Annotated in this window: 16 protein-coding genes; 9 read left to right on the top strand and 7 right to left on the bottom strand. The window is 71.6% G+C overall.

What is annotated here, in order from left to right; genetic code table 11:
- The first annotated feature begins 94 nt into the window (after positions 1-94).
- Positions 95-1,534, top strand: coding sequence for an FG-GAP-like repeat-containing protein (locus PV419_RS18810; RefSeq protein WP_319690420.1), 1,440 nt, complete (start codon positions 95-97; stop codon positions 1,532-1,534).
- A gap of 119 nt (positions 1,535-1,653) precedes the next feature.
- On the opposite strand, the gene PV419_RS18805 is transcribed toward PV419_RS18810, so the two are convergent.
- Genes PV419_RS18805 through PV419_RS18790 form a run of 4 tightly spaced genes read right to left on the bottom strand, consistent with a single transcriptional unit; the run spans position 1,654 to position 5,802 of the window.
- Positions 1,654-2,691 carry a LacI family DNA-binding transcriptional regulator gene (locus PV419_RS18805; RefSeq protein ID WP_319690418.1) on the bottom strand — a complete coding sequence of 346 codons (1,038 nt, stop codon included), beginning with the start codon at positions 2,689-2,691 and terminating at the stop codon, positions 1,654-1,656.
- A gap of 35 nt (positions 2,692-2,726) precedes the next feature.
- A complete protein-coding gene (locus tag PV419_RS18800) occupies positions 2,727-3,575 on the bottom strand; it encodes a carbohydrate ABC transporter permease (RefSeq protein ID WP_319690417.1) in 849 nt (282 codons plus the stop codon).
- On the bottom strand, positions 3,572-4,507 hold the full coding sequence (locus PV419_RS18795; RefSeq protein WP_319690415.1) for a sugar ABC transporter permease: 936 nt from the start codon (positions 4,505-4,507) through the stop codon (positions 3,572-3,574). The genes PV419_RS18800 and PV419_RS18795 overlap by 4 nt, the downstream gene beginning before the upstream one ends.
- Positions 4,504-5,802 carry an ABC transporter substrate-binding protein gene (locus PV419_RS18790; RefSeq protein WP_319690414.1) on the bottom strand — a complete coding sequence of 433 codons (1,299 nt, stop codon included), beginning with the start codon at positions 5,800-5,802 and terminating at the stop codon, positions 4,504-4,506. Before PV419_RS18790 ends, PV419_RS18795 begins: the two co-directional genes overlap by 4 nt.
- 144 nt (positions 5,803-5,946) lie before the next feature.
- Between PV419_RS18790 and PV419_RS18785 the strand changes: the two genes are divergently transcribed.
- The 3 genes from PV419_RS18785 to PV419_RS18775 all read left to right on the top strand — a co-directional run bounded on the left by PV419_RS18785 (position 5,947) and on the right by PV419_RS18775 (position 11,954).
- Positions 5,947-7,944 carry a beta-galactosidase gene (locus PV419_RS18785; RefSeq protein ID WP_319690412.1) on the top strand — a complete coding sequence of 666 codons (1,998 nt, stop codon included), beginning with the start codon at positions 5,947-5,949 and terminating at the stop codon, positions 7,942-7,944.
- Positions 7,945-8,120: 176 nt separating this feature from the next.
- The gene (locus tag PV419_RS18780) at positions 8,121-9,704 is read left to right on the top strand and encodes a glycosyl hydrolase 53 family protein (RefSeq protein ID WP_319690411.1); all 1,584 of its coding nucleotides are present in this window, start codon (positions 8,121-8,123) and stop codon (positions 9,702-9,704) included.
- Between the two features lie 303 nt (positions 9,705-10,007).
- Positions 10,008-11,954, top strand: coding sequence for a cellulase family glycosylhydrolase (locus tag PV419_RS18775; RefSeq protein WP_319690409.1), 1,947 nt, complete (start codon positions 10,008-10,010; stop codon positions 11,952-11,954).
- 16 nt (positions 11,955-11,970) lie between these two features.
- Here the strand turns inward: PV419_RS18775 and PV419_RS18770 are convergent, their stop codons facing one another.
- Positions 11,971-12,957, bottom strand: coding sequence for an aldo/keto reductase (locus tag PV419_RS18770; protein ID WP_319690407.1), 987 nt, complete (start codon positions 12,955-12,957; stop codon positions 11,971-11,973).
- A 172-nt stretch (positions 12,958-13,129) separates the two neighbouring features.
- Here PV419_RS18770 and PV419_RS18765 point away from each other — a divergent pair, with 172 nt between their 5' ends.
- Both PV419_RS18765 and PV419_RS18760 read left to right on the top strand, forming a co-directional pair.
- A complete protein-coding gene (locus PV419_RS18765) occupies positions 13,130-13,375 on the top strand; it encodes a hypothetical protein (protein ID WP_014174261.1) in 246 nt (81 codons plus the stop codon).
- 2 nt (positions 13,376-13,377) lie between these two features.
- Positions 13,378-13,755, top strand: a complete 378-nt coding sequence (locus PV419_RS18760) for a toxin Doc (protein WP_319690405.1) — start codon at positions 13,378-13,380, stop codon at positions 13,753-13,755.
- Between the two features lie 25 nt (positions 13,756-13,780).
- Here PV419_RS18760 and PV419_RS18755 read toward each other — a convergent pair whose 3' ends face one another.
- Positions 13,781-15,565, bottom strand: a complete 1,785-nt coding sequence (locus PV419_RS18755) for an FAD-dependent oxidoreductase (RefSeq protein ID WP_319690404.1) — start codon at positions 15,563-15,565, stop codon at positions 13,781-13,783.
- Between the two features lie 123 nt (positions 15,566-15,688).
- A complete protein-coding gene (locus PV419_RS18750) occupies positions 15,689-16,933 on the bottom strand; it encodes a YncE family protein (protein ID WP_319690912.1) in 1,245 nt (414 codons plus the stop codon).
- A 391-nt stretch (positions 16,934-17,324) separates the two neighbouring features.
- Here PV419_RS18750 and PV419_RS18745 point away from each other — a divergent pair, with 391 nt between their 5' ends.
- The 3 genes from PV419_RS18745 to PV419_RS18735 all read left to right on the top strand — a co-directional run bounded on the left by PV419_RS18745 (position 17,325) and on the right by PV419_RS18735 (position 21,420).
- Positions 17,325-18,221 (top strand): Gfo/Idh/MocA family oxidoreductase, encoded by an 897-nt coding sequence (locus PV419_RS18745; RefSeq protein WP_319690403.1) that lies wholly within the window; start codon positions 17,325-17,327, stop codon positions 18,219-18,221.
- A gap of 110 nt (positions 18,222-18,331) precedes the next feature.
- A complete protein-coding gene (locus PV419_RS18740; RefSeq protein ID WP_319690401.1) occupies positions 18,332-19,078 on the top strand; it encodes a beta-phosphoglucomutase family hydrolase in 747 nt (248 codons plus the stop codon).
- Positions 19,075-21,420 carry a glycoside hydrolase family 65 protein gene (locus PV419_RS18735; RefSeq protein ID WP_319690399.1) on the top strand — a complete coding sequence of 782 codons (2,346 nt, stop codon included), beginning with the start codon at positions 19,075-19,077 and terminating at the stop codon, positions 21,418-21,420. Before PV419_RS18740 ends, PV419_RS18735 begins: the two co-directional genes overlap by 4 nt.
- The last annotated feature ends 89 nt before the right edge of the window (positions 21,421-21,509 follow it).

Genomic DNA, 21,509 nt, shown 5'->3' with positions numbered 1-21,509 from the left:
TACACATTGCGCCGGGCGCACAACCGTCACCGCCGGCCATTGGTCCTTGGGGGTGTACACGAGGTGAACCCTGTGCCAACACGCTGGAGGATTTGTGCGTTACCGCTCCATCTCCACCGTTCTGCGCTGCGCGACGGTGGCCGCACTTCTGACCGCCCCCGCCTTACTGTCCGCCCCCACCGCCGGCGCCGTGGAGCAGGCTGCCGCGCGCGGCTCCTCCCTCGCCGGGGCCGCGCCGCAGGCCGACTTCGACAAGGACGGCCACCCGGACCTCGTCGTCGCGGCCCCCGCGGCCACTGTGGGCGGCAAGACCCGCGCCGGCTATGTCGCGGTGGTCTACGGCTCGGCCACTGGAGCGGACACCGCCCACCGGCAGATCATCAGCAAGGACACGGCCGGCGTCCCCGGCGACCCGGCCGCCGGGTCCTGGTTCGGCCTCCGCACGGTCGCCCGGGACCTGGACGGCGACGGCTACACCGATCTGGCCGTGCAGTCCTTCGGCGACTCGCCCTTCACCGTCCTGTGGGGCTCGGCGGGAGGGCTGACGGGCGGCACCACGCTGCCCGACCCGGCCGGCACCGGCGGCGGCAGCCTGACCGGCGGTGACTTCAACGGCGACGGCCACGCCGACCTGATCGCGGAGGGCTCCGACGAGAGCGAACTGCACGTCCTGTACGGTCCGTTCACCCGCGAGGGCGCCGCGGCCACCGCGAACACCCTGAACACGGGCCGTACCTTCGGCCCGATCGAAGTGATCGCGGGCGACATCAACGGCGACGGGTCCGACGACCTGGTCACCACCCACGCCTTCGAGGAGATGTCCGAGGCGAGCCTCTACTGGAAGGGCGGCGCGAGCGGCCTGGGCTCGGCGCCGACCCGGATCGACCACGCCGCCGCGGGCACCATCGGCGACGTCGACAAGGACGGCTACGCCGACCTGGTCATCCGGACCGTCCCCGGCAATGTGGTGGAGAACCTGCCGTACGACCACGGCACCCTCAAGGTCCTCTACGGCTCCACGGGCGGCCCCGGAGTCACCCGCACCAAGGTCATCGACCAGAACACCGCGGGCGTGCCGGGGGTGAACGAGGACGGCGACCAGTTCGGCTACTCGCTGAGCGCCGGCGACGTCAACGGCGACGGGTACGCGGATATCGCGGTCGGCATCCCGTACGAGGACCTGGACGGCGGCGTGGACGCGGGCAGCACCGTGCAGCTCTACGGCGGCGCGGGCGGCCTGAGCGGCACCGGCGCCCAGGCGTTCACCCAGGACACGGCCGGTGTCCCGGGTGCCGCGGAGGCCGGGGACCACTTCGGCGCTGCCGTGCGGCTCGGGGACACCGACGGCGACGGCAAGGACGACCTGGCGGTCGGCGCCCCCGACGAGGACGGCACCTACACCTCCAGCGGCGCGGCCTGGGTGCTGCGCGGCGGCACGGGCGGGCCGACCACCACCGGGGTCGTCTCCTTCGGGCCGAACGCGCTCGGCGCTCCCGAGGCGGGCGCCGAACTGGGCCGCGGCTTCGCGCGGTAGGGCGACGCCACACCACCGCACAGAGACCGGGGGCGGCGGGCGCCGCGGCCCTTTTTCGGGGCTCGGTTCTCCCCCAGCTACCGCTGGGAGGTGCCCCCGGCCAGCGCGGCGCCCGCGCCTCAGGTCGATTCCCGGATCACGAGTTCGGTGGGGAGGATGACCCCGGACGGCTCCTCGCCGCCGATCTGCGCCAGTAGCACCCGCACCATCTCGGCGGTGATCCGCTCCCACGGCTGGCGGATCGTGGTCAGGCCGGGGCTGGTGGCCAGCGCGGCGGGGGAGTCGTCGAACCCGGCCACGGCGACGTCCTGTGGCACCCGCCGCCCGGCCCGCCGCAGCGCGGCCAGTACGCCCTGGGCCATCAGGTCCGAGGCGACGAAGACGGCGTCCAGGTCAGGCGCCCGCTCCAGCAGCTCGGCCGCCGCCCGCTCGCCGCTGGCGCGGCTGTAGTCGCCGGAGACCACCAGCTCCTCATCCGCCGGCAGGCCCGCCTCGGCGAGCTCCTCGCGGTATCCGGCGAGCCGGTCGACGCCGCCGGGGGTGTCCAGCGGGCCGGTGACGGTGGCTATGCGACGGCGGCCGCTGTCCAGCAGATGGCGCACCATGTTCCGGGCGCCGGCCCGGTCGTCGGCGGCGACGTAGGCGATCCCCGGGCCCTGGACCAGCGGCTTGCCGCAGGCCACCAGGGGCACCCCGGCCTTCCGCAGCCGGGTGGCGAGCGGGTCGCCGGAGTGGCTGGAGACCAGCAGCACCCCGTCGACATGGCCGCCGGTGAGGAAGCGCGTGATCCGCCGCCGCTCCGGCTCGTCGCTCGCGCTCATCAGCAGCAGCGTGATGTCATGCGCGGCCAGTGCCTGGGTGCAGCCGCGCAGCAGCACACTGAAGTTGGGGTCCTCGAAGAACCGCTCCTGCGGCTCGGTGATCAGGAACGCCACCGAGTCCGATCGGCCGGTGATCAGCGAACGCGCATGCCGGTTGACGACGTAACCGGTCCTGCGGATGGCGGCGTTGACCGCCTCCAGCGCCGCCGGGCTGACGTAGTGCCCGCCGTTGAGGACGCGTGAGACGGTGCCGCGCGAGACCCCGGCCTCGCGGGCCACGTCGTGGATGGTCGGCGGCCGTCGTCGGCCGGGGGTGTTGTTGCCGGTGCGGCTCATGCGCGTTCGTATCTCTCCAGACATCGCTTCGTCGATCAGGACTTTACGGCCCCGGAGAGCAGATCGAGACTCCAGAACCGCTGGATGACCAGGAACAGCGCGATGAGCGGAACGACCGCCAGCAGCGCTCCGGTGATGACGAGGCTGTAGAGGGCAGGGGTGTTGGAGCCCTGCTTGAGCAGGGTGTACAGCCCCAGCGTGACCGGGAACTTCTCGTCGTCGCTCAACATGATGTACGGCAGCAGAAAGTTGTTCCAGATGGTCACGAACTGGAACAGGAAGACGGTGACCAGGCCGGGCCGCATCATCGGCAGCGCGACCGAGCGGAAGATCCGCCACTCGCTCGCGCCGTCCATCCGCCCCGCCTCGACGACGTCGGCCGGGACGGCGGCCGCCGCGTAGATCCGCGCCAGATAGATGCCGTACGGGGACAGGATGCTCGGCAGCAGCACCGACAGATAGGTGTCGGCCTGGTCGATCTTGGCTATCAGCAGGTACTGGGGGACGGCGAGGATCACCGGGGGCATCAGTACCCCGGTGAGCAGCACGTTGAAGATGGCCTCGCGGCCGCGGAAGCGGTAGCGCGCCAGGGCGTAGCCGGCCAGGGCCGAGACGGCGCAGGACAGCAGCGCGCCGAGCCCCGCGTACAGCAGCGAGTTGGCCATCCACTGCCAGTAGACGCCGCTGCGGTACCCGGACAGGTCGGCGAGGTTGTCCGCGAAGCCGGTGCCGGGCAGGAAGGTGAAGGTGGAGAAGAGCTCGTGTCCGCTCTTGGTGGCGGCGATCACGACCCAGGCGACCGGCAGCAGGCAGTAGAGGGCGCCGAGCAGCAGCACGGCGGTGGGGATCCAGGAGGCGCGGCCGCGGACCGCGGTGGTGTTCATCGGGAGGCTCCCTGCTCGGTGCGGGCGCCTGCGATCCTCAGGAAGCCGAAGGACAGGACCAGGGTGACCACAGCGATGATCATGGAGGTCGCGGCCGCGGCGTAGATGTCGCCCTTGGTGAAGGCGTCGTCGTAGACGGTCATCAGCGGACTCCAGGTCGTGGAGACCGAATTGGTGAGCGGCTTGAGGGTGGTCGGCTCGTTGAACACCTGCATCGTGGCGATCATCGAGAAGAAGAAGGTGAGGACGAGGGACGGGGCGACCATGGGGATCTTGATGCGGAGCGCGATCTGCAGCTGTGAGCACCCGTCGAGCCGCGCCGCCTCGTAGACCTCGGCGGGTATCGCGCGCAGCGAGGTGTAGATCACGATCATGTTGAAGCCGGTGCCGCCCCACACCGCGATGTTGGACAGGGACACATAGAGTCCGCCGCCGTCCAGCAGCTGGGGCTGCGGCAGCCCCGCCCTGCCCAGCAGATAGTGGAACGGGCTCACATCGGGCAGGTAGAGGAACCCCCACATCAGCGCGGCGACGACGCCGGGGATCGCGTACGGAAGGAAGATCGCCAGCCGGGAGAAGCCGCGCAGCAGGGTGTCCTTGCGGCCCCGCCGGTCGGCGTCGAGGAGCAGCGCGCACAGCAGGGCGAGGCCCAGCATCGTGGGGATGACGATCGCGCCGTACCCGAGGACGCGCCCGGCGCCGTCGAGCAGCTCCGGGTCGTGCAGCGCGTCGGTGTAGTTGGACAGCCCGGCCCACACCTCCTCGCGCGCTCCCTTGCCCAGGCCAAGACCCTTGACGTCGATCTTGTGCAGGCTGAGGTAGAGGGTGTAGCCGATGGGCAGCGCGAAGAGGGCGGCGAACAGGAGGATCGCGGGGAGGAGGAAGACGTACGGGGCACGGCGTGGACCGTGCCCCTGGGGGCGCGGTGTCACTCGGCGACCTCGAAGCCGTGCTTCTTCAGGTCGGCGACGGTGGCCTGCTGCATGGCCCGCAGCGCGGCGCCGAAGTCGGACTTGTTCTTCGCGGCCTTGCCGAAGCTGTCGTTGAAGGAGGCGTAGGCGACGTTGACGTTCGGGCCCCAGGCGGCGGGCGCGATGCCCGGCGTGATCTTCGCGACCTTCTTGTAGAAGTCGGGCTGGTTGGGGAAGAAGTCGGGTGCCTGGGCCAGCGAGTCGTCGTTCTGCGCTTCGGTGGCCGCCGGATAGATGTTGCTCTTCTTCACCAGCGCGGCGACGGCCTTCGGGTCGGTGTTGAGCCACTTCATGAACTTCACGGCGGCGTCCTTGTGCGCGGAGTCGTTGGTGACGGCCGTGGAGGAGCCGCCCCAGCTGCCGGTCCAGCTCGAGCCCCTGCTCCACTGGGGGAGGGGCGCCATCGCCCACTTGCCCTTGGTGTCGGGGGCCGCGGTCTTGAGGGTGCCGGGTGCCCATACCGCGCTGACCCAGGCGATCTGCTTGCCGGTGTTCATGGCCTTGTTCCAGGACGGGGTGTACATCGGCTGGTTGTCGATGACCCCTTCCTTGACCAGGCCGCCCCAGAAGTCGGCGACCTTGCGGGTGGCGGTGTCGTCGATGGCCACCTTCCACTTGTCGCCCTCGGTGGTCCACCAGCGGGCGCCGGCCTGCTGGGCGAGACCCGCGAAGAGCCCGGAGTCATTGGCGGAGAAGGTGGTGAGCTTCTTGTCTGGAGCCTTCTCCTTCAGCTCGCGGGCGGTGTCGGCGAACTCCTTCCAGGTGGTGGGCACCTTCAACCCGTACTGCTGGAACAGGTCCTTGCGGTAGTAGAACATCATCGGCCCGGAGTCCTGGGGCAGGGCGTAGACCGCGTCGGTGCCGAGAGTGACCTGACGCCAGAGGCCGGAGGTGAACCGGCGCTCGCTCTCCTTCACCTGGCCGGATATGTCGGCCAGGACGTCGTTGCTGACCAGGGTGGGCAGCGCCTGGTACTCGGCCTGCACCAGGTCCGGTGCCTTGTGCGCCTTGGCGGCAGTAATGATCTTGGTGATGAGGTCGTCGCCGCCCGCCTGCTTCTTGACGGTCACCTGGATGTCCGGGTGCGCCTGGTTCCAGATGTCCACGACCTTGTCGAGGTCGGGCGTCCAGGACCAGTAGGTCAGCTTGACGGGGCCGTCGGAGTCGGCCGAGTCGTCGGACGAGCCGCAGCCGGTGAGCAGCGCGGTGGCCGACAAGGCGGCCGCGACCGATACCGCGACGACGCGACAGTTCATGAGTGCCTCCTCTGGGCGATCTGTGAGCGTTCACAGTAGAGAAACATGGACAACACTTGTCAATGCTCGTTGCCGTGCGGTTATCTGGGGGCGGCCGCTGCTCTGTGGTCTGTGCACGTTCCCAGTTGATTTCCAGGAGTTCCCATGGCTGGCCTCGCCTACGGCGGCGACTACAACCCCGAGCAGTGGCCCGAGTCCCTCTGGCCCGAGGACATCCGGCTGATGCGTGAGGCCGGGGTGACCATGGTCAGCGTCGGCATCTTCTCCTGGGCGCTGCTGGAGCCCGAGCCCGGACGCTACGACTTCGGCTGGCTGGACCGGCTGCTCGATCTGCTGCACGAGGCCGGCATCGCCGTCGACCTCGGCACGCCCACCGTGGCCCCGCCCGCCTGGTTCTACAGCGCCCACCGCGAGGCCCTGCCGGTCAGCCGGGAGGGGGTGCGCTACGAATTCGGCTCACGCGGCGCCATCTGTCACAGCTCGCCCGACTACCGCCGGGCCGCGGCCGGCATCACCGAGCAGCTCGCCCGGCGCTACGGCGGCCACCCCGCGCTCGCCCTGTGGCATGTGCACAACGAATACGGGGTGCCGGTCAGCGCCTGCTACTGCGACACCTGCGCGGACGGCTTCCGCCAGTGGCTGCGTGAGCGCTACGGCACCCTGGACGCGGTCAACGAGGCCTGGGGCACGGCCTTCTGGGGCCAGCGCTACGCCACCTTCGAGCAGATCAACCCGCCGCGCGCCACCCCCACCGTCGCCAACCCCGCCCAGCGCCTGGACTACGCCCGCTTCGCCGACGCCACCATGCGCGCCAACTTCACCGCCGAGCGCGACATCCTGCACAAGCTGTCCCCCGGCATCCCGGTCACCACCAACTTCATGACCGCGCTCAGCCAGTGCGATTCGGTCGACTACTGGGCCTGGGGCCGCGAGGTCGACCTGGTCACCAACGACCACTACCTGATCACCGACGGCCGCCGCACCCACGTCAACCTCGCCATGGCCGCCGACCTCACCCGCTCTGTGGCGGCCGGCGCGCCTTGGCTGCTGCTCGAACACTCCACCAGCGGCGTCAACTGGCAGCCGCGCAACCCCGCCAAGCGCCCCGGGGAGATGGCCCGCAACAGCCTGGGGCATGTGGCCCGCGGCTCCGAGGGCGCCCTGTTCTTCCAGTGGCGCCAGTCACGGCGCGGCGCGGAGAAGTTCCACTCGGCGATGCTGCCGCACGCCGGCACCGACAGCCGTGTATGGCGCGAGGTCGTGGCGCTCGGCGCCGACCTGGAGAAGCTGGGCGAGCTGCGGGGCAGCCGCACGGTCGCCGATGTGGCGATGGTCTGGGACTGGCAGTCCTGGTGGGCGCAGCGGCTGGAGTGGCGGCCGAGCGAGGACCTGGACGCGCGCGAACGCGCCGACAGCTTCTACGAGGTCCTCTACGACCGCCACCTCACCGTCGACTTCGCCCACCCCGAGGCCGACCTGAGCGGCTATCCGCTCGTCGTCGTGCCCGCCCTCTACCTCGCCACCACCCGCGCCGGGGAGAACCTGCGCGGCTACGTCGAGGACGGCGGCACCCTCGTCGTCTCCTGTTTCTCCGGCATCGTCGACGAACACGACGCCGTCCACCCCGGCCCCTACCCCGGCGCGCTGCGCGACGCCCTGGGCCTGACGGTCGAGGAGTTCTCCCCGCTCATCGAGGGCGGGCGGGTGCGCCTGACCGGTCCCGGCGGGGCCGAGCTCACCGGCGACGTCTGGTCCGAGTTCGTGGTGCCGCGCGGCGCCGAGACCGTATGGACCTACGCTGACGGCCTCGCCGCCGGGCACCCCGCCGTCACCCGCCATCGGCTCGGCCGGGGCACCGCCTGGTACCTCTCCACCCGGCTCGCCCCTCACGACCTGGCGACCCTGCTCGCCCCCGTCTGCGCCGACGCGGGCCTCGGCGACCGCCCCGACCTGCCCCGCGACGTGGAGGTGGTGCACCGCACCGGCGACTGCGGCAGCTACCTCTTCGCGATCAACCACGGCGACACCGACGCCAAGGTGCCCCAGACCGTGTCCGGCACCGAACTGCTCACCGGTGAACGCAGTGCCGGACACCTGGCCGTCCCCGCGGGCGCCGTCCGCGTACTGCGCCTGGACCGCTGAACGACCGCAACCCCGCTCATTCCCCTCCCTCCCGCTCAGTCTTGGCGCGCTCCAACGCGCGGGCTTCCCTCGTCGCTGCTCGCTCCTCCGTCGCTGCGCGGCTCCTCAGTCCAGCCCGCGCAGCACGCCAAGACACGCTCATTCCCCCACTCGCTCATTGTCGAAGGGACTCGACGATGCACGACGCACGGAGCACCACCCGCACCCTGCTGCGAGCCGCCGCGCTGCCCGCCCTCGGCGCGCTGCTGCTGACCGCGCTCCCCGCACCGGCCGCGCACGCCGCGAGCACCCTGGCCAACACCGGATTCGAGGCCGACGGCACCGGCACCGCCACCCCGTCGGGCTGGAGCACCTACTCCGCCACCGGCAACAACAACGCGTCCTACACCGAGTCCGGTGGCCACAGTGGCGGCTACCGGCTGTCCCACTGGTCCTCCTCGGCGTACAAGGTGCAGACCTACCAATACCTGTCCGGCCTCGCGAACGGCACCTACACCCTCAGCGCCTGGGTGCGCTCCAGCGGCGGACAGAACGCGGCGTACCTCGCCCTGCGCGACTGCGGCGGCGCCGAGCAGCGCACCGATCTGCCGCCCACCCCCAACGGCGCGTGGATACGCCTGGTCACCTCGGTCACGGTCACCGGCGGCCAGTGCACCATCAGCCTCAACTCCGACGCGCACGCGGGGGAGTGGGCCAACCTGGACGACCTCACCTTCACCAAAGGCGGCACGGGACTCGCGGTCAAGGGCGGGGACGTGTCCACCCTCGCCAAGAACGAGGCCTTCGGTGCCACCTACCGCTCCGCGAACGGCACCACCGGCGACGCCCTGACCATCCTGCGCGCCTCCGGCATGAACTACGCGCGGCTGAAGGTGTGGGTGAACCCGGCCGACGGCTACAACACCAAGGCCAAGGTGCTGGCCATGTCCAAGCGGGCCAAGGCCCAGGGCATGAAGCTCCTGATCGACTTCCACTACTCCGACACCTGGGCCGACCCCGGCAAGCAGACCAAGCCCGCCGCCTGGGCCGGGCACGACTACAGCCGGCTGAAGCAGGACGTGTACGACCACACCTACGACGTCCTCAGCGCGCTGAAGGCGCAGGGCACCACGGCCGACATGGTCCAGATCGGCAATGAGATCAACGGTGGCATGCTCTGGCCCGAGGGCTCCACCAGCAACTTCTCCCAGCTCGCCGGGTTGCTCACCTCCGGTGCGAACGCCGCCAAGGCCGTCTCGTCCGACACCAAGGTCGCGCTGCACCTCGCGAAGGGCGGGGACAACGCGGGCACGAGGTGGTGGTTCGACCAGGCGGTCGCGCAGAAGGTGCCGTTCGACGTCATCGCCCTGTCGTACTACGGCTACTGGCACGGCCCGCTGTCCGATCTGCAGACCAACCTGAACGACGTGGCGGCCCGCTACGGCAAGCCGGTGCTGGTCGCCGAGACCGCCTACGCCCACACCCTCGCCAATGACGACGGCCTGGCGAACAACGTCGCCACCGCCGACCAGCTCGTCGACGGCTACCCCGCCACCCCCGCCGGCCAGGCCGCCAACCTCCGCGATGTGATGAACGTCGTGGAGGCGGTGCCGGGCGGCCGGGGTCTTGGCGTCGTCTACTGGGAGCCGGCCTGGACCGCGGTCAAGGGCAGCGGCTGGGACCCCGCCGATCCGGGCTCCGGCAACGCCTGGGAGAACCAGGCCCTGTTCGACTACGGCGACAAGGCCCTGCCCGCGATGAGCTGGTTCGGCCACCGCTGACCGGTGAGCGTGTCTCGGGGCGCTGCGCGGGCTGGACTGAGGAGCCGCGCAGCGACGGAGGAGCGAGCAGTGACGAGGGAAGCCCGCGCGTTGGAGCGCCCCGAGGCTGAGCGGGGGGAGGGGTGCGTGTCTCGGGGCGCTGCGCGGGCTGGACTGAGGAGCCGCGCAGCGACGGAGGAGCGAGCAGTGACGAGGGAAGCTCGTGCGTTGGAGCGCCCCGAGGCTGAGCGGGGGGAGGGGCTCACCCGGCCATGTGCCGTCGGATATGTTGACGGACGCTCATGTTTACCCGACGGTAGGTCCATGGCGACCACAGTGACGCACGGGATGAGAGTTCGTCTTCGAACGGGCCGCACACGACTGCTCGGGGCGGCTGCCCTGCTGCTCATGGCGGCGGTCGCCGCCCCGGGCGGCACGGCGGCCGCCGCCGAGCCGCCCTGGTCCGACGGCCCGGCCGCGGACCGGATCTCCGTCCAGAGCGGCCGGTTCACCGATGGCCACGGGCGCGAGGTCGTGCTGCGCGGATTCAATGTCTCCGGTGAGGTCAAGCTGGCGGAGAACGACGGCCTGCCCTTCGCCGACGCCGCCGACGCCCGGAAGTCCGCCCAGGCCATGCGCGGCCTCACCGGCGCCAACTCCGTCCGCTTCCTGCTGTCCTGGGCCCACGCCGAGCCCGAGCCCGGCAAGGTCGACGAGGAGTATCTGCGCAAGGCCACCGAGCAGATGCGGGCCTTCCTGGACGCCGGCATACGGATCTACCCCGACTTCCACCAGGACCTCTTCTCCCGCCACCTGTTCGACAAGGACAGCTGGTACTCCGGCGACGGCGCGCCCGCATGGGTCGTCAAGGCCGGCGGCTACGCCAAGGAGTCCTGCGGCATCTGCGTCCACTGGGGCCAGAACATCACCCAGAACCCGGCAGTCCAGGACGCCACCCGCGACTTCTGGAAGAACCGCGCCCTGCAGACCTCCGCCGGGACGTTCCGGGTCCAGGACGCCTTCCTGGCCACCGGCGAGAAGACGATGGCGTACCTCGCCCGTCACCTGACCGCCGACGAGTTCGGCCGTGTCGTCGGCTTCGACCCGTACAACGAGCCGTACGCGGGCCGCTACGACGACGGCCAGTCCAGCCGAGCCTGGGAGAAGGACGTCCTGTGGCCGTTCTATGAGAAGTTCCGGGCGCGCATGGACGCCGCGGGCTGGGACGACAAGCCCGCGTTCGTCGAGCCCAACCTGTTCTGGAACTCCAACATCGACTTCCAGCGCCACGAGGGCGGCCTGCTCGACGCCGGCGCCATCGGCTCCCGCTATGTGTTCAACACCCACTTCTACGACCAGAAGGCCATCTCCGGAGTCTTCATGCCCGGCAAGGCCCAGGACGGTCAGTACGCCACCGACTTCGCCACCGTGCGCGACCGCGCCTCGGCGCTCGGCACCACGGCCGTCGTCAGCGAGTACGGACACCCGCTGACCGGCTTCACCTCCGACAAGGCGCCGACCGTGGTCAAGGGCCTGTACCAGGCGCTGGACTCCCGGCTCAGCGGCGCCACCTGGTGGAGCCGGGCCGCCGCCTCGGGCCCGGTCCTGTCCGCCAACCAGTGGCAGTGGGACCTGTACAACGGGCGCCACCACGAGGCGATGAACGGCAACCCCGACAAGATCCTCACCGACGGCGACGCCTGGAACGACGAGGACCTCTCGGCCGTCCGGCTCGACGACTCGGGAGCGGCCGTGCTCCGCCAGGACGCCCGGCTCCTGGACCGCCTCTACCCGAGCGCGGTGGCGGGCCGCACCCTCGCGTTCACCTTCGAGGACCGCTCGCGCGACGGCTCCACCACCCTGAGCTGGGACCGGGTCCCGAGCAGCCTGCCCAATGTCGCCCGGCTGGTGGGCTCGGGACGCTACGGGATGCTGGTGTGGCGCCAGAACGGCACCACCGAGGCCCCCACCGAACTGCACCTGCCGCGCGACTTCGACCCCGCCACCACCACCGTCGTCTCCGACCTGGGCACCGTCACCGGCCCGCCCGCCTACACCGCGCACGGGCACACCGCCGACCACCCCGTGGCCACCGCGGCGGAGAGCGGCGGCACCGACGCCCGGCGGCTGCTGCTGTCCGCGCCGTCCGGCGCCGGAACCCTCCACTACGCGCTGGTCACCGACGGCACCGCCGCCCCCTCGGCCGAGCTGCGCGCCGCGGCACAGCGCGAGCTCAGCGGGTGGGTGCAGGCCGCCGGCTTCCCGAACTGACCGCCGCCCGTCGGTGTTACCAGCGGTGGTGCACCTGGGCGCGGATCCGCCGGTCGTACAGGTCGCGGACCGCGTCCAGCGTGCCCTGCTCCAGCGCGGGCAGCGCCGCCGCCGCGGCGTTCGCCCGCGCCTGCTCGGGCGAGCGCGCCCCCGGGATGACCGAGGTCACCCCGGACTGCTGGACGACCCACCGCAGCGCGGTCTGCGCGGGCGTCGCCCCCTCGGGCGCCAGCTCCCCGAACTCCACCGCCGCCTCGACGCCCTCCGCGAAGTCCACCCCCGAGAAGGTCTCGCCCTGGTCGAACATCTCGCCGTGGCGGTTGTACGTGCGGTGGTCGTCCTCGGAGAACACCGTGTCCTTGGTGTACCGGCCGGACAGCAGACCGGACGCCAGCGGCACCCGCGCGATGATCCCCACCCCGGCGGCCACCGCCGCGGGCAGCACCCGCTCCAGCGGCTTGAGCCGGAACGGATTGAGGATGATCTGCACGCTCGCCGTGCCCGGACGCTCGATCGCCGCCAGCGCCTCCTCGCAGGTCTCCACGCTCACCCCGTACGCCGCCACCCGGCCCCGGTCCACCAGCGTGTCCAGCGCGTCGAAGACGGCGTCGGTGGAGTGCACCGACGACGGCGGGCAGTGCAGCTGCACCAGATCCAGGGTGTCCACCCCGAGGTTCGCCCGCGAACGGTCCGTCCACGCCAGGAAGTTGTCCAGCGTGTAGTTCTCCGCGGCCTGCGGCATCAGCCGCCGACCCATCTTGGTCGCCACGAAGATCCGCGCGTCCGGGCGGTCCCGCAGATAGCGCCCTATCAGCCGTTCACTGCGCCCGTCCCCGTACACATCGGCGGTGTCGAAGAAGGTCACCCCCGACTCGACGGCCGCGTCCAGCACGGCCAGCGCGTCGTCCTCGCCGACCTCGCCCCACCCCGCACCCAGCTGCCAGGTCCCCAGCCCGACGACGGAGACCTTACGGCCGATCCGGGCGAACTCACGCTGCTCCATGGTCCCTCTCTCTCCTGTGGTGCGGCTCACCGTACCCGCAGGTGTCCGGCGACCACCCCGACCCCACCGTGCCACGTACCCAAGGGCCTGGGAATACTTGTCAAGTACCTACAAAAACAATATTTGACCTGCGGCGATTGCTGTTGCGGTACCTGGCAAGTAGGCTGGGAGCATGTCAGCTCTCAACGTGGAATTCAGCGATCGGGAACTTGAGGACCTCCGCCAGATCGCCAAGGAGCGTGGCACCACGATGAAGGCCCTCGTCCGGGAGGCGACCGTCGCCGACATCGCCCGCCACCGCGCGCTGCAGGAGGGCGCCGAGGTCTTCCGGCGCTTCTTCGCGGACAACGCGCAGGCGTTCGCCGACGCGTTCCCCGACGACGAACACCGACCCCACGACCCGGGACAGGCCGCCTGACCATGGCCCCGCTACTGCATATCGATGTCCCCTGGCTGCTGCAGCGGCATGAGGAGGTCATGCCCGAACAGCCCTCCATCTCCGACTTCTCCGGACTGGTCGCCGCCGTGGCCCGGCACCGCGTCGACCCGCCGCGCCTGGGCGTCGACCCGGACGCCGCATGGCGCGCCGCGGCGCTGCTGCACACCATCGCGCTGCTCAGACCGCTTCCGGCGAGCAACGCGCGATTCGCCAGCGCCACGGCCGTCGCCTATATGCACGCCTCGGGCGAGGGCATCGATCCGCCGTACGGCGCGCTGATCGACCTGGTCCGCGACATCCTGTCCGGCAAGGCCGACGTCTACGACGCGGCGGGCCGCATCCGCTCCTGGCGGATCTGAGCCTTCCCGCTGCCGGCTCCTGCCGTCAGCCGAGGTCGAACGTGTTGGGCAGCCCCAGCCGGTAGCGGGTCTCGTCGACGCGGCGCAGCGGCTCCAGCTCCGGCGGCTGGTACAGCGTCCAGATGGCGCACCGCGGGGCGCTCGAGCCCTCCGCGTCCAGGAGCGCGTTGACGGCCCGGCGAGCCGACTCGTTGGCGCCCTCCATCGTCGCCAGGTCGATGTCGGTGGTCACGTAGTCCCCGGCGAGGAAGAGATTGGGCACGGCGGTGGCGGCGGTGGGGCGGTTGTACCAGGTGCCCGCCGGGTGGATCAGGAGCTGCTCGCGGTTGGTGGGCGAGGGCCCGCCGAGCCCTTCGACGGCCGGGTCCATGAACCACGCCCGCACATCCGCGTCGCGCAGCACCGTCCGTCCGGTGTCGTGCAGGCTGTCCTTCAATTGCGCCCAGATCTCGCGGACGACCTCCTCGCGGGTGCACTGCTTGGCGGTCTTCCCGTACAGGATCCCCGGCTTGTCCCACTCGGAGACGATGGTGGACAGGCAGTCGGCGACCTGCCCGTCCCCGTAGTCGGTGGGGAAGTCGCGCCCCTTCCAGAACTGCGCCTGCCCGACGGCGGTGATCGACCAGGGCGAGTCCACGCAGTCCACATGTCCGTTCAGGATCGGGGTGGGGGTGCGCAGGTAGAACTGGACCCCGACCATCCAGTCCGTCCGCAGCTTGTCGCAGCGGGCGAGCTGCGGATCGGCGGCCCGCAGCGACGCGCCCCAGGTGGTGCGGGCGTGTTCGACGGGCATCGCGCTGAGGTAGTGGTCGGCGGTGGCGGTGCGGGTCGCGCCGGTGTCCGGGTCCTTCAGGCGCGCCCCGGTGATCCGCCCGCCCTCGTACGTCACCTCCGTCACCTCGGCGCCGAGCTCGAACCGCACGCCCAGCGAGCGCAGATGCGCCTCCCACGGATCGATCCACGCCTCGCTGGTCGGAGCGTTCAGTACCCGGTCCGGCTCTCCGTCGTGGCCCCGCGCGAGGACGTTGTACACGAACGCCTGGAGGATCCGGGCGACGGTTCGGGTGCTGGCCTCCTCCGCCTTGGTGGCGACGATGTTGCGGGTGATGCCGACGGCCAGCAGCCGCTGGTAGTCGTGCGACATCTTTTCGGCCTTGACGAAGTCCCACCACGGCACCCGCTCCCACTGCCGCTCGCGCCGTAGGTCGCAGCTGGTCAAGTGGACCAGGACGCGGTTGGCGAAGTACGCGGTCTCGGTGGCGGGCAGGCCGAGTGCGGTGTCCAGGAATCCGATGAGGGTCTGCAGCAGCGCGTCGGGGGTGAGGGAGCCCGGGGAGGGCGGCGCGGTGAGGGTGCGGAACGGCACCCGTAGATCCGGGGTGCCACCGTCGCGGGCGAGCAGTTCCTCGGTCGCGGCGACCAGGTTGTCCCGGCACCCGCCCGCGTTGCCGGGGAAGGGGATCCGGCGCAGTGTGTCCGGCAGATTCCGGTAGAAACCCGGGAAGAAGCGGAACCCGTGTTCGCCCGGCAGGGCCCTGCGCCCGCCGCTCCCGGTGCCCGGTACGTCCATGCTGCGTGCCTTGCCGCCGAGGGTGCGGTTGCGCTCGTACACCGTGACCGCGTACCCCCGCTCGGCCAGCTCCTGCGCGGCGCTCAGCCCTGAGACACCGCCGCCGAGCACGGCGACGGTGCGGGCCGCCTTGGGCGCGGCCGAGGCGGTACCAGCCGTCGCGGCGCCCAGCGCGAGGGCGCCGCCGGTGGTGCCCGCCGCGGCCAGGAACTGACGCCGTGTCCTGCTGTCGTTCTCCATCGCCACTCGACTCCTCCCCTTGACCCCCGTCCAGGCACGTCCGCGTCACGCTAGCGGGGGTGGTCGGAAGGGGGAAGACGGCCCACGGCCGGGAAACGGCGCGGCGGGTCACCCGGCAGCGACTCAGCGGAAGACGCCGGTGTGGCCCAGGGAGTAGCGGCCCGGCTGAGGAAAGACGGCGAGTCCGTGCGGGCCGCCGCCCACCGGGATCCGGGCCAGCAGCCGGCCGTCGCGAGTGGCGATCGCGTACACCTCGGAGTGGTAGCGGCCGGAGAGCCACAGCACCTTCCCGTCGGCGGAGATCCCGCCCATGTCGGGGCTGCCGCCGCCGGGCAGCCGCCAGCGCTCCACCAGCTTGCCGGTCGCGAACGACAGGACCGAGATGGTGCCCTCACCGCGGTTGGTGATGTACATGCTGCGGGAGTCCCGGCTGACATACAGGCCGTGGGCCCCCTGGCCGGTGGGCAGCAGCCGGGGGCGGGTGAAGTCGTCCCCGTTCAGCACCCACACCCCGTCGGCCACCATGTCGGCGATGTACCAGGTCCGGCCGTCCGGCGAGATCTTCACGTCCTGCGGCATGGCGCCCGCGAGCGGCAGCCGCTGCTGCCCGGTCACCTTCATCCGGGCCGTGTCCACTTTCAGCAACTCGCCGGAGAACTCGCAGGACACGATGAAGTAGCGGCCGTCGGGCGAGAAGTCGGCGTGGTTGACGCCGTAGCACGACACCGGTACCGACTTCACCACGCGCATGGTGTGCGCGTCCCGGAACACCAGGGCCCGGTCCGCGGACGCCATCACCACCGCGTACTTGCCGTCCGGGGTGAAGTAGAGGTTGTACGGGTCGTGGACGTCCACCGGCCGGCCGGCCTTCCCGGTGGCCGGGTCGATCGGGGTCAGGCTGTTGCCGAGGTCGTTGTTGACCCACAGCGTCTTCAGGTCCCAGGACGGCACGACGTGCTGCGGCTGGGTACCGACCTGGAGGGTGCGGATCACCTTGTACGTCTTCGGGTCGATGACGCTGACCGTGTTGGACAGGGTGTTCGGCACATACACCCGCGACGGGATCCCCTTGACCACCGGGGACAGCTTGCCCGGCCGGTCGGCCGCGTACAGGTCGTGCGGATCCAGCGGCGCCGGCATCCCGGGCAGCAGCCGGGCGGCGGCGGCCTTCGAGGCGGCGGCCTTCGAGGTGGCGGCCGACGGCGGCGCGCTGGTCGCCCGCGACGGCTTCTCGCGCGCCGGCCGCGCCTGCTCGTCGGAGGCGGCACAGGCCGAAGCCGCGGCGCAGGCCAGCAGCAGCGCCCCGGCCACCCGCAGCCGCACGGCCCGCCGCCGGGCGCGGGAGGGGCGCGCCACGGTGAGCGGCAGGGCCCACGGACCGCCGGCGCGCGGGGCGGTCGCCCCGCCTTCCGGGCGATACGGGCGGATCGGACCACGGGCCACGGGGTTCCTCCAGCGGTGGTGCGGGCGAAGACGCGGTGGGGGACGCGGCCGTGCCACCGGACGCGGTCGCCCGCTGCCCGGTACGGCCGCGGTGGCCGCTGCCCGGACCGGCCGGGCCGAGGCTCACACTGCCACCGGCGTGGCCCGGCGGCGCGCCCCCGCACCCGACCGGGTGGCGGGCCTCCCCCGCGCGGGGGCACCGCCGACGCCCCCCCGGCCTCTTCCGCCGGCCCGCGCCACGCGGCGTAGGATCACGCCCGGCAGTGGACGGAGCACCGGGAGATAAACGGAGCACCAGGAGATAGAGGGGGCGGCATTGCGGTTCGGACTGCTGGGCACGGGTCACTGGGCGGCCGAGACCCAGGGCGCGGCCCTCGCCGCGCACCCCGAGGCGGAGCTGGTGGGCGTCTGGGGCCGTGACCCGGCCAAGGCGCGGGCGCTGGCCGACCGGTACGGCATCCGGGCCTACGATCGGGCCGACGAGCTGATCGCCGATGTCGAGGCGGTCGCCGTGGCCCTTCCACCGGACATCCAGAGCGACCTGGCGCTGCGCGCCGCGCGCGCCGGGCGCCATCTGCTGCTCGACAAGCCACTCGCCTTCACCACCGAGGACGCCGATCGCGTGGTGGACGCCGTCGAGGAGCACGGGCTCGCCTCCGTGGTGTTCTTCACCCGCCGCTTCGCCCAGCCCGTGGAGGACTTCCTCACCCGGGCCGCGGCCGACGGGGGCTGGGACGGCGTCCGGGTGACGGCCTTCGCCTCGATCTTCCGGCCCGGCAACCCCTACGGGGGCTCCCCGTGGCGGCGGGAGCGCGGCGGCCTGTGGGACGTCGGCCCGCACGCCCTGTCCGTCCTGCTGCCCGTGCTGGGTCCGGTTGCCGAGGTCACCGCGGTCGGCGGACCGCGTGGCGCGGCGCATGTGCTGCTGCGCCACCGCTCGGGCGCCGTCGGCACGCTCGCGCTCACCCTGGACGCCCGGCCCGCCGCCGTCGCGCACACCTGCGACTTCTACGGCGAACAGGGCGTGGCCGCCGTCCCCGACGCGGGGATCACCCCCGTCGAGGCGTTCACCGCGGCCACGGACCGGCTGCTGCGAGGCGCCCGCGCCGGCACCGACGACCCCTGCGACGCGCGGTTCGGCCGCGAGGTGGTGGCCGTCCTGGAGGCCGCCGACGCCTCCCGCCGCATCGGCCGCACCGTCGCGCCGCGCTGAGCCCCTCTTTTTTCAGCGGCTCGGCTCTCCCCCGGCTACCGCTGGGCGGTGCCCCCCGCCGCGTCGCCGATTGGCCGCATACTCCGGCGACTGCTGGGGAACCGGGACCCATGACCAAGCTCCGCCTTCCGGAATCCGTCCGGGCCTGCCTGTTCGATCTCGACGGTGTGCTGACCCGCACCGCGGTGATCCACGCGGCGGCGTGGAAAGAGATGTTCGACGACTTCCTCCGGCGCCGCGAAGGCCCCGCCTTCCGCCCCTTCGACAAGGTCGGCGACTACGACGAATACGTGGACGGGCGGCCCCGCGCCGACGGGGTGCGCACCTTCCTGGCGTCCCGGGGGATCGAGCTGCCCGAGGGGACGGACCAGGACCCGCCCGGCCTGGACACGGTGCACGCCCTCGGCACCCGCAAGAACGCCCTGGTGCTGGAGAAGATCCGGGAAGAGGGGGTCGAGGCGTATCCGGGGTCTGTGCGCTTCGCCCGGGCTGTCCGCGCCGCGGGTCTGCGCACCGCGGTCGTCTCATCGAGCGCCAATTGCCGTGATGTCCTCATCTCCGCCAAAATAGAACACCTCTTTGAGGTCCGTATCGACGGCGTGGTCGCAGCCGAGCGCGGGCTGCCGGGCAAGCCGCACCCGGACACCTTCCTGGAAGCCGCCCGCGAACTGGGCGTCGACCACGCGGCCGCCGCGGTGCTCGAGGACGCCCTGGCGGGCATGGAGGCCGGCCGCGCCGGACACTTCGGCTATGTCGTGGGCGTCGACCGGGTCGGCCAGGCCGAGGCGCTGCGCGCCCACGGCGCGGACATCGTGGTGCGGGACCTCGCCGAGCTGCTGGAGGAGGACGCCTCGTGATCACCGATTCCTCATACGCCGTCGACCCCTGGATGCTGCGGGAAACCGAACTCCACCTCGATGTGCTGCCGCAGAGCGAGTCACTCTTCGCGCTCTCCAACGGCCACGTCGGCTGGCGCGGCAATCTGGACGAAGGCGAGCCGCACGGCTGGCCCGGCTCCTACCTCAACGGCGTGCACGAGCTGCGCCCGCTGCCGTACGCCGAGGCCGGCTACGGCTACCCCGAGTCCGGCCAGACCATGATCAATGTCACCAATGGCAAGATCATCAGGCTGCTGGTGGACGACGAGCCCTTCGACCTGCGCTACGGGCGGCTGCGCTCCCACGAGCGCGTCCTCGACCTGCGCGGCGGGCTGCTGCACCGCACCTGCGAATGGACCTCCCCCTCAGGCACCACCGTCAAGCTGCGTTCCACCCGGCTGGTCTCCCTCACCCAGCGGGCCATCGCCGCCATCGCCTACGAGGTGGAGGCCGTGGACGCCGAGGTCCGGATAGTCGTCCAGTCCGAACTCGTCGCCAACGAACAACTCCCGCAGCGGGCCGGCGACCCCCGGGTCGCCGCCGTCCTGGAGTCCCCCCTGCAGCCCGAGGAGCACGCCGCCAAGGACATGCGGCTGCGGCTGATCCACTGCACCGAGGCCAGCCGGCTGCGGGTCGCCTCCGCCGCCGACCACTTCATCAGCGGACCGCCGCCCACCCGCACCCTGAGCGAGAGCAGCGAGGACGTCGCCCGCCTCACCGTCACCTCGGTGCTCCAGCCGGGCGAGATGCTGCGGCTGGAGAAGCTGGTCGCCTACGGCTGGTCCGGCGCCCGCTCGCTGCCCGCCGTCCGGGATCAGGTGGAGGCCGCGCTGGCCGGTGCCGCGAGCACCGGCTGGAAGGGCCTGGTGGACCAGCAGCGGGGCTGGCTCGAGGACTTCTGGAGCCGCGCGGATGTCGAGGTGGAGGGCGATGCGGAGATCCAGCAGGCCGTGCGCTTCGCCCTCTTCCACGTACTGCAGGCCGGTGCCCGCGCGGAGGAGCGGGCGATCCCGGCCAAAGGCCTCACCGGGGCGGGCTACGACGGGCACTCCTTCTGGGACACCGACACCTTCGTGTTGCCGCTGCTGACCTACACCTTCCCCGAATCCGTCGCCGAGGCGCTGCGCTGGCGGCAGTCCACGCTGCCCGCCGCCCGGGAGCGGGCCCGCCAGCTCGGCCACCACGGCGCCGCCTTCCCCTGGCGCACCATCGACGGGTCCGAGTGCTCCGCGTACTGGCCGGCCGGCACGGCGGCCTTCCACATCAACGCCGATGTGGCCGACGCCGTCGTGCGCTATGTCTCGGCCACCGGCGACGACGACTTCGAACGCGACAGCGCGGTGGAGCTGCTGGTGGAAACGGCCCGGCTGTGGCGCTCGCTGGGCCACCACGACCACCACGGCCGCTTCCACCTCGACGGGGTGACCGGCCCCGACGAGTACAGCGCGCTCGGCGACGACAACGTCTACACCAACCTCATGGCCCAGTCGAACCTGCGCGCCGCCGCAGACGTCGTCGAGCGCCACCCGGCGAAGGGCGCCGTGCTGGGGGTGGACGACGAGGAGGCCGCGGCCTGGCGGGACGCCGCCGAAGCCATGACGATCCCGTACAACAAGACCCTGGGGGTCCATGAGCAGTCGGCCGACTTCACCGACCACCAGGTGTGGGACTTCGAGGGCACGCACCCCGACCAGTACCCGCTGATGCTCAACTTCCCCTACTTCGACCTGTACCGCAAGCAGGTCGTCAAACAGGCCGACCTGGTGCTGGCGATGTATCTGCGCGGCGATGCCTTCACCGAGGAGGAGAAGGCGCGCAACTTCGCCTACTACGAGGCGATGACCGTCCGCGACTCCTCCCTGTCCGCCTGTGCACAGGCCGTCATGGCCGCCGAGGTGGGCCATCTGCGCCTGGCCTACGACTACTTGGGCGAAGCAGCCCTGATGGACCTCAGGGACCTGGAGCACAACACCCGCGACGGACTGCACATCGCCTCGCTGGCCGGCACCTGGATCGCGCTGGTGGCCGGATTCGGCGGCATGCGCCACTGCGAGGGCACCCTCGACTTCTCTCCCAAGCTGCCGGAGAAACTGGCCCGGCTGGCCTTCATCGTCCAGGTGCTGGGCAGGTGCCTGCGGGTGGAGATCACCAACTCCACCGCCACTTACACCATGGTCCGCGGCGCCCCGCTGGAGATCTGCCACTACGGCCGGCCGCTCACCGTCACCGAGAAGTCGCCGCAGACCCGCAAGGTCCCCGAGCACACCGCCCGGCCCGAGCCGCGCCAGCCCCCCGGCCGCCGCCCCGACCGCCGCGCCTGAGGCCGCGGGGCACGCGGGAGACCTCGGCGGAAAGGCCTCGCGGAAGGGGCTCTTGCTCTTCCGGGCGGGTGGCATGGGGTGCCAGACTT

The sequence above is a fragment of the Streptomyces sp. ME19-01-6 genome (assembly GCF_033793745.1).
In the GTDB taxonomy this organism is placed as follows: Bacteria; Actinomycetota; Actinomycetes; order Streptomycetales; family Streptomycetaceae; genus Streptomyces.
Note: the sequence above shows the minus strand (reverse complement) of the source record. Positions and strands in the feature narration are given on the sequence as shown.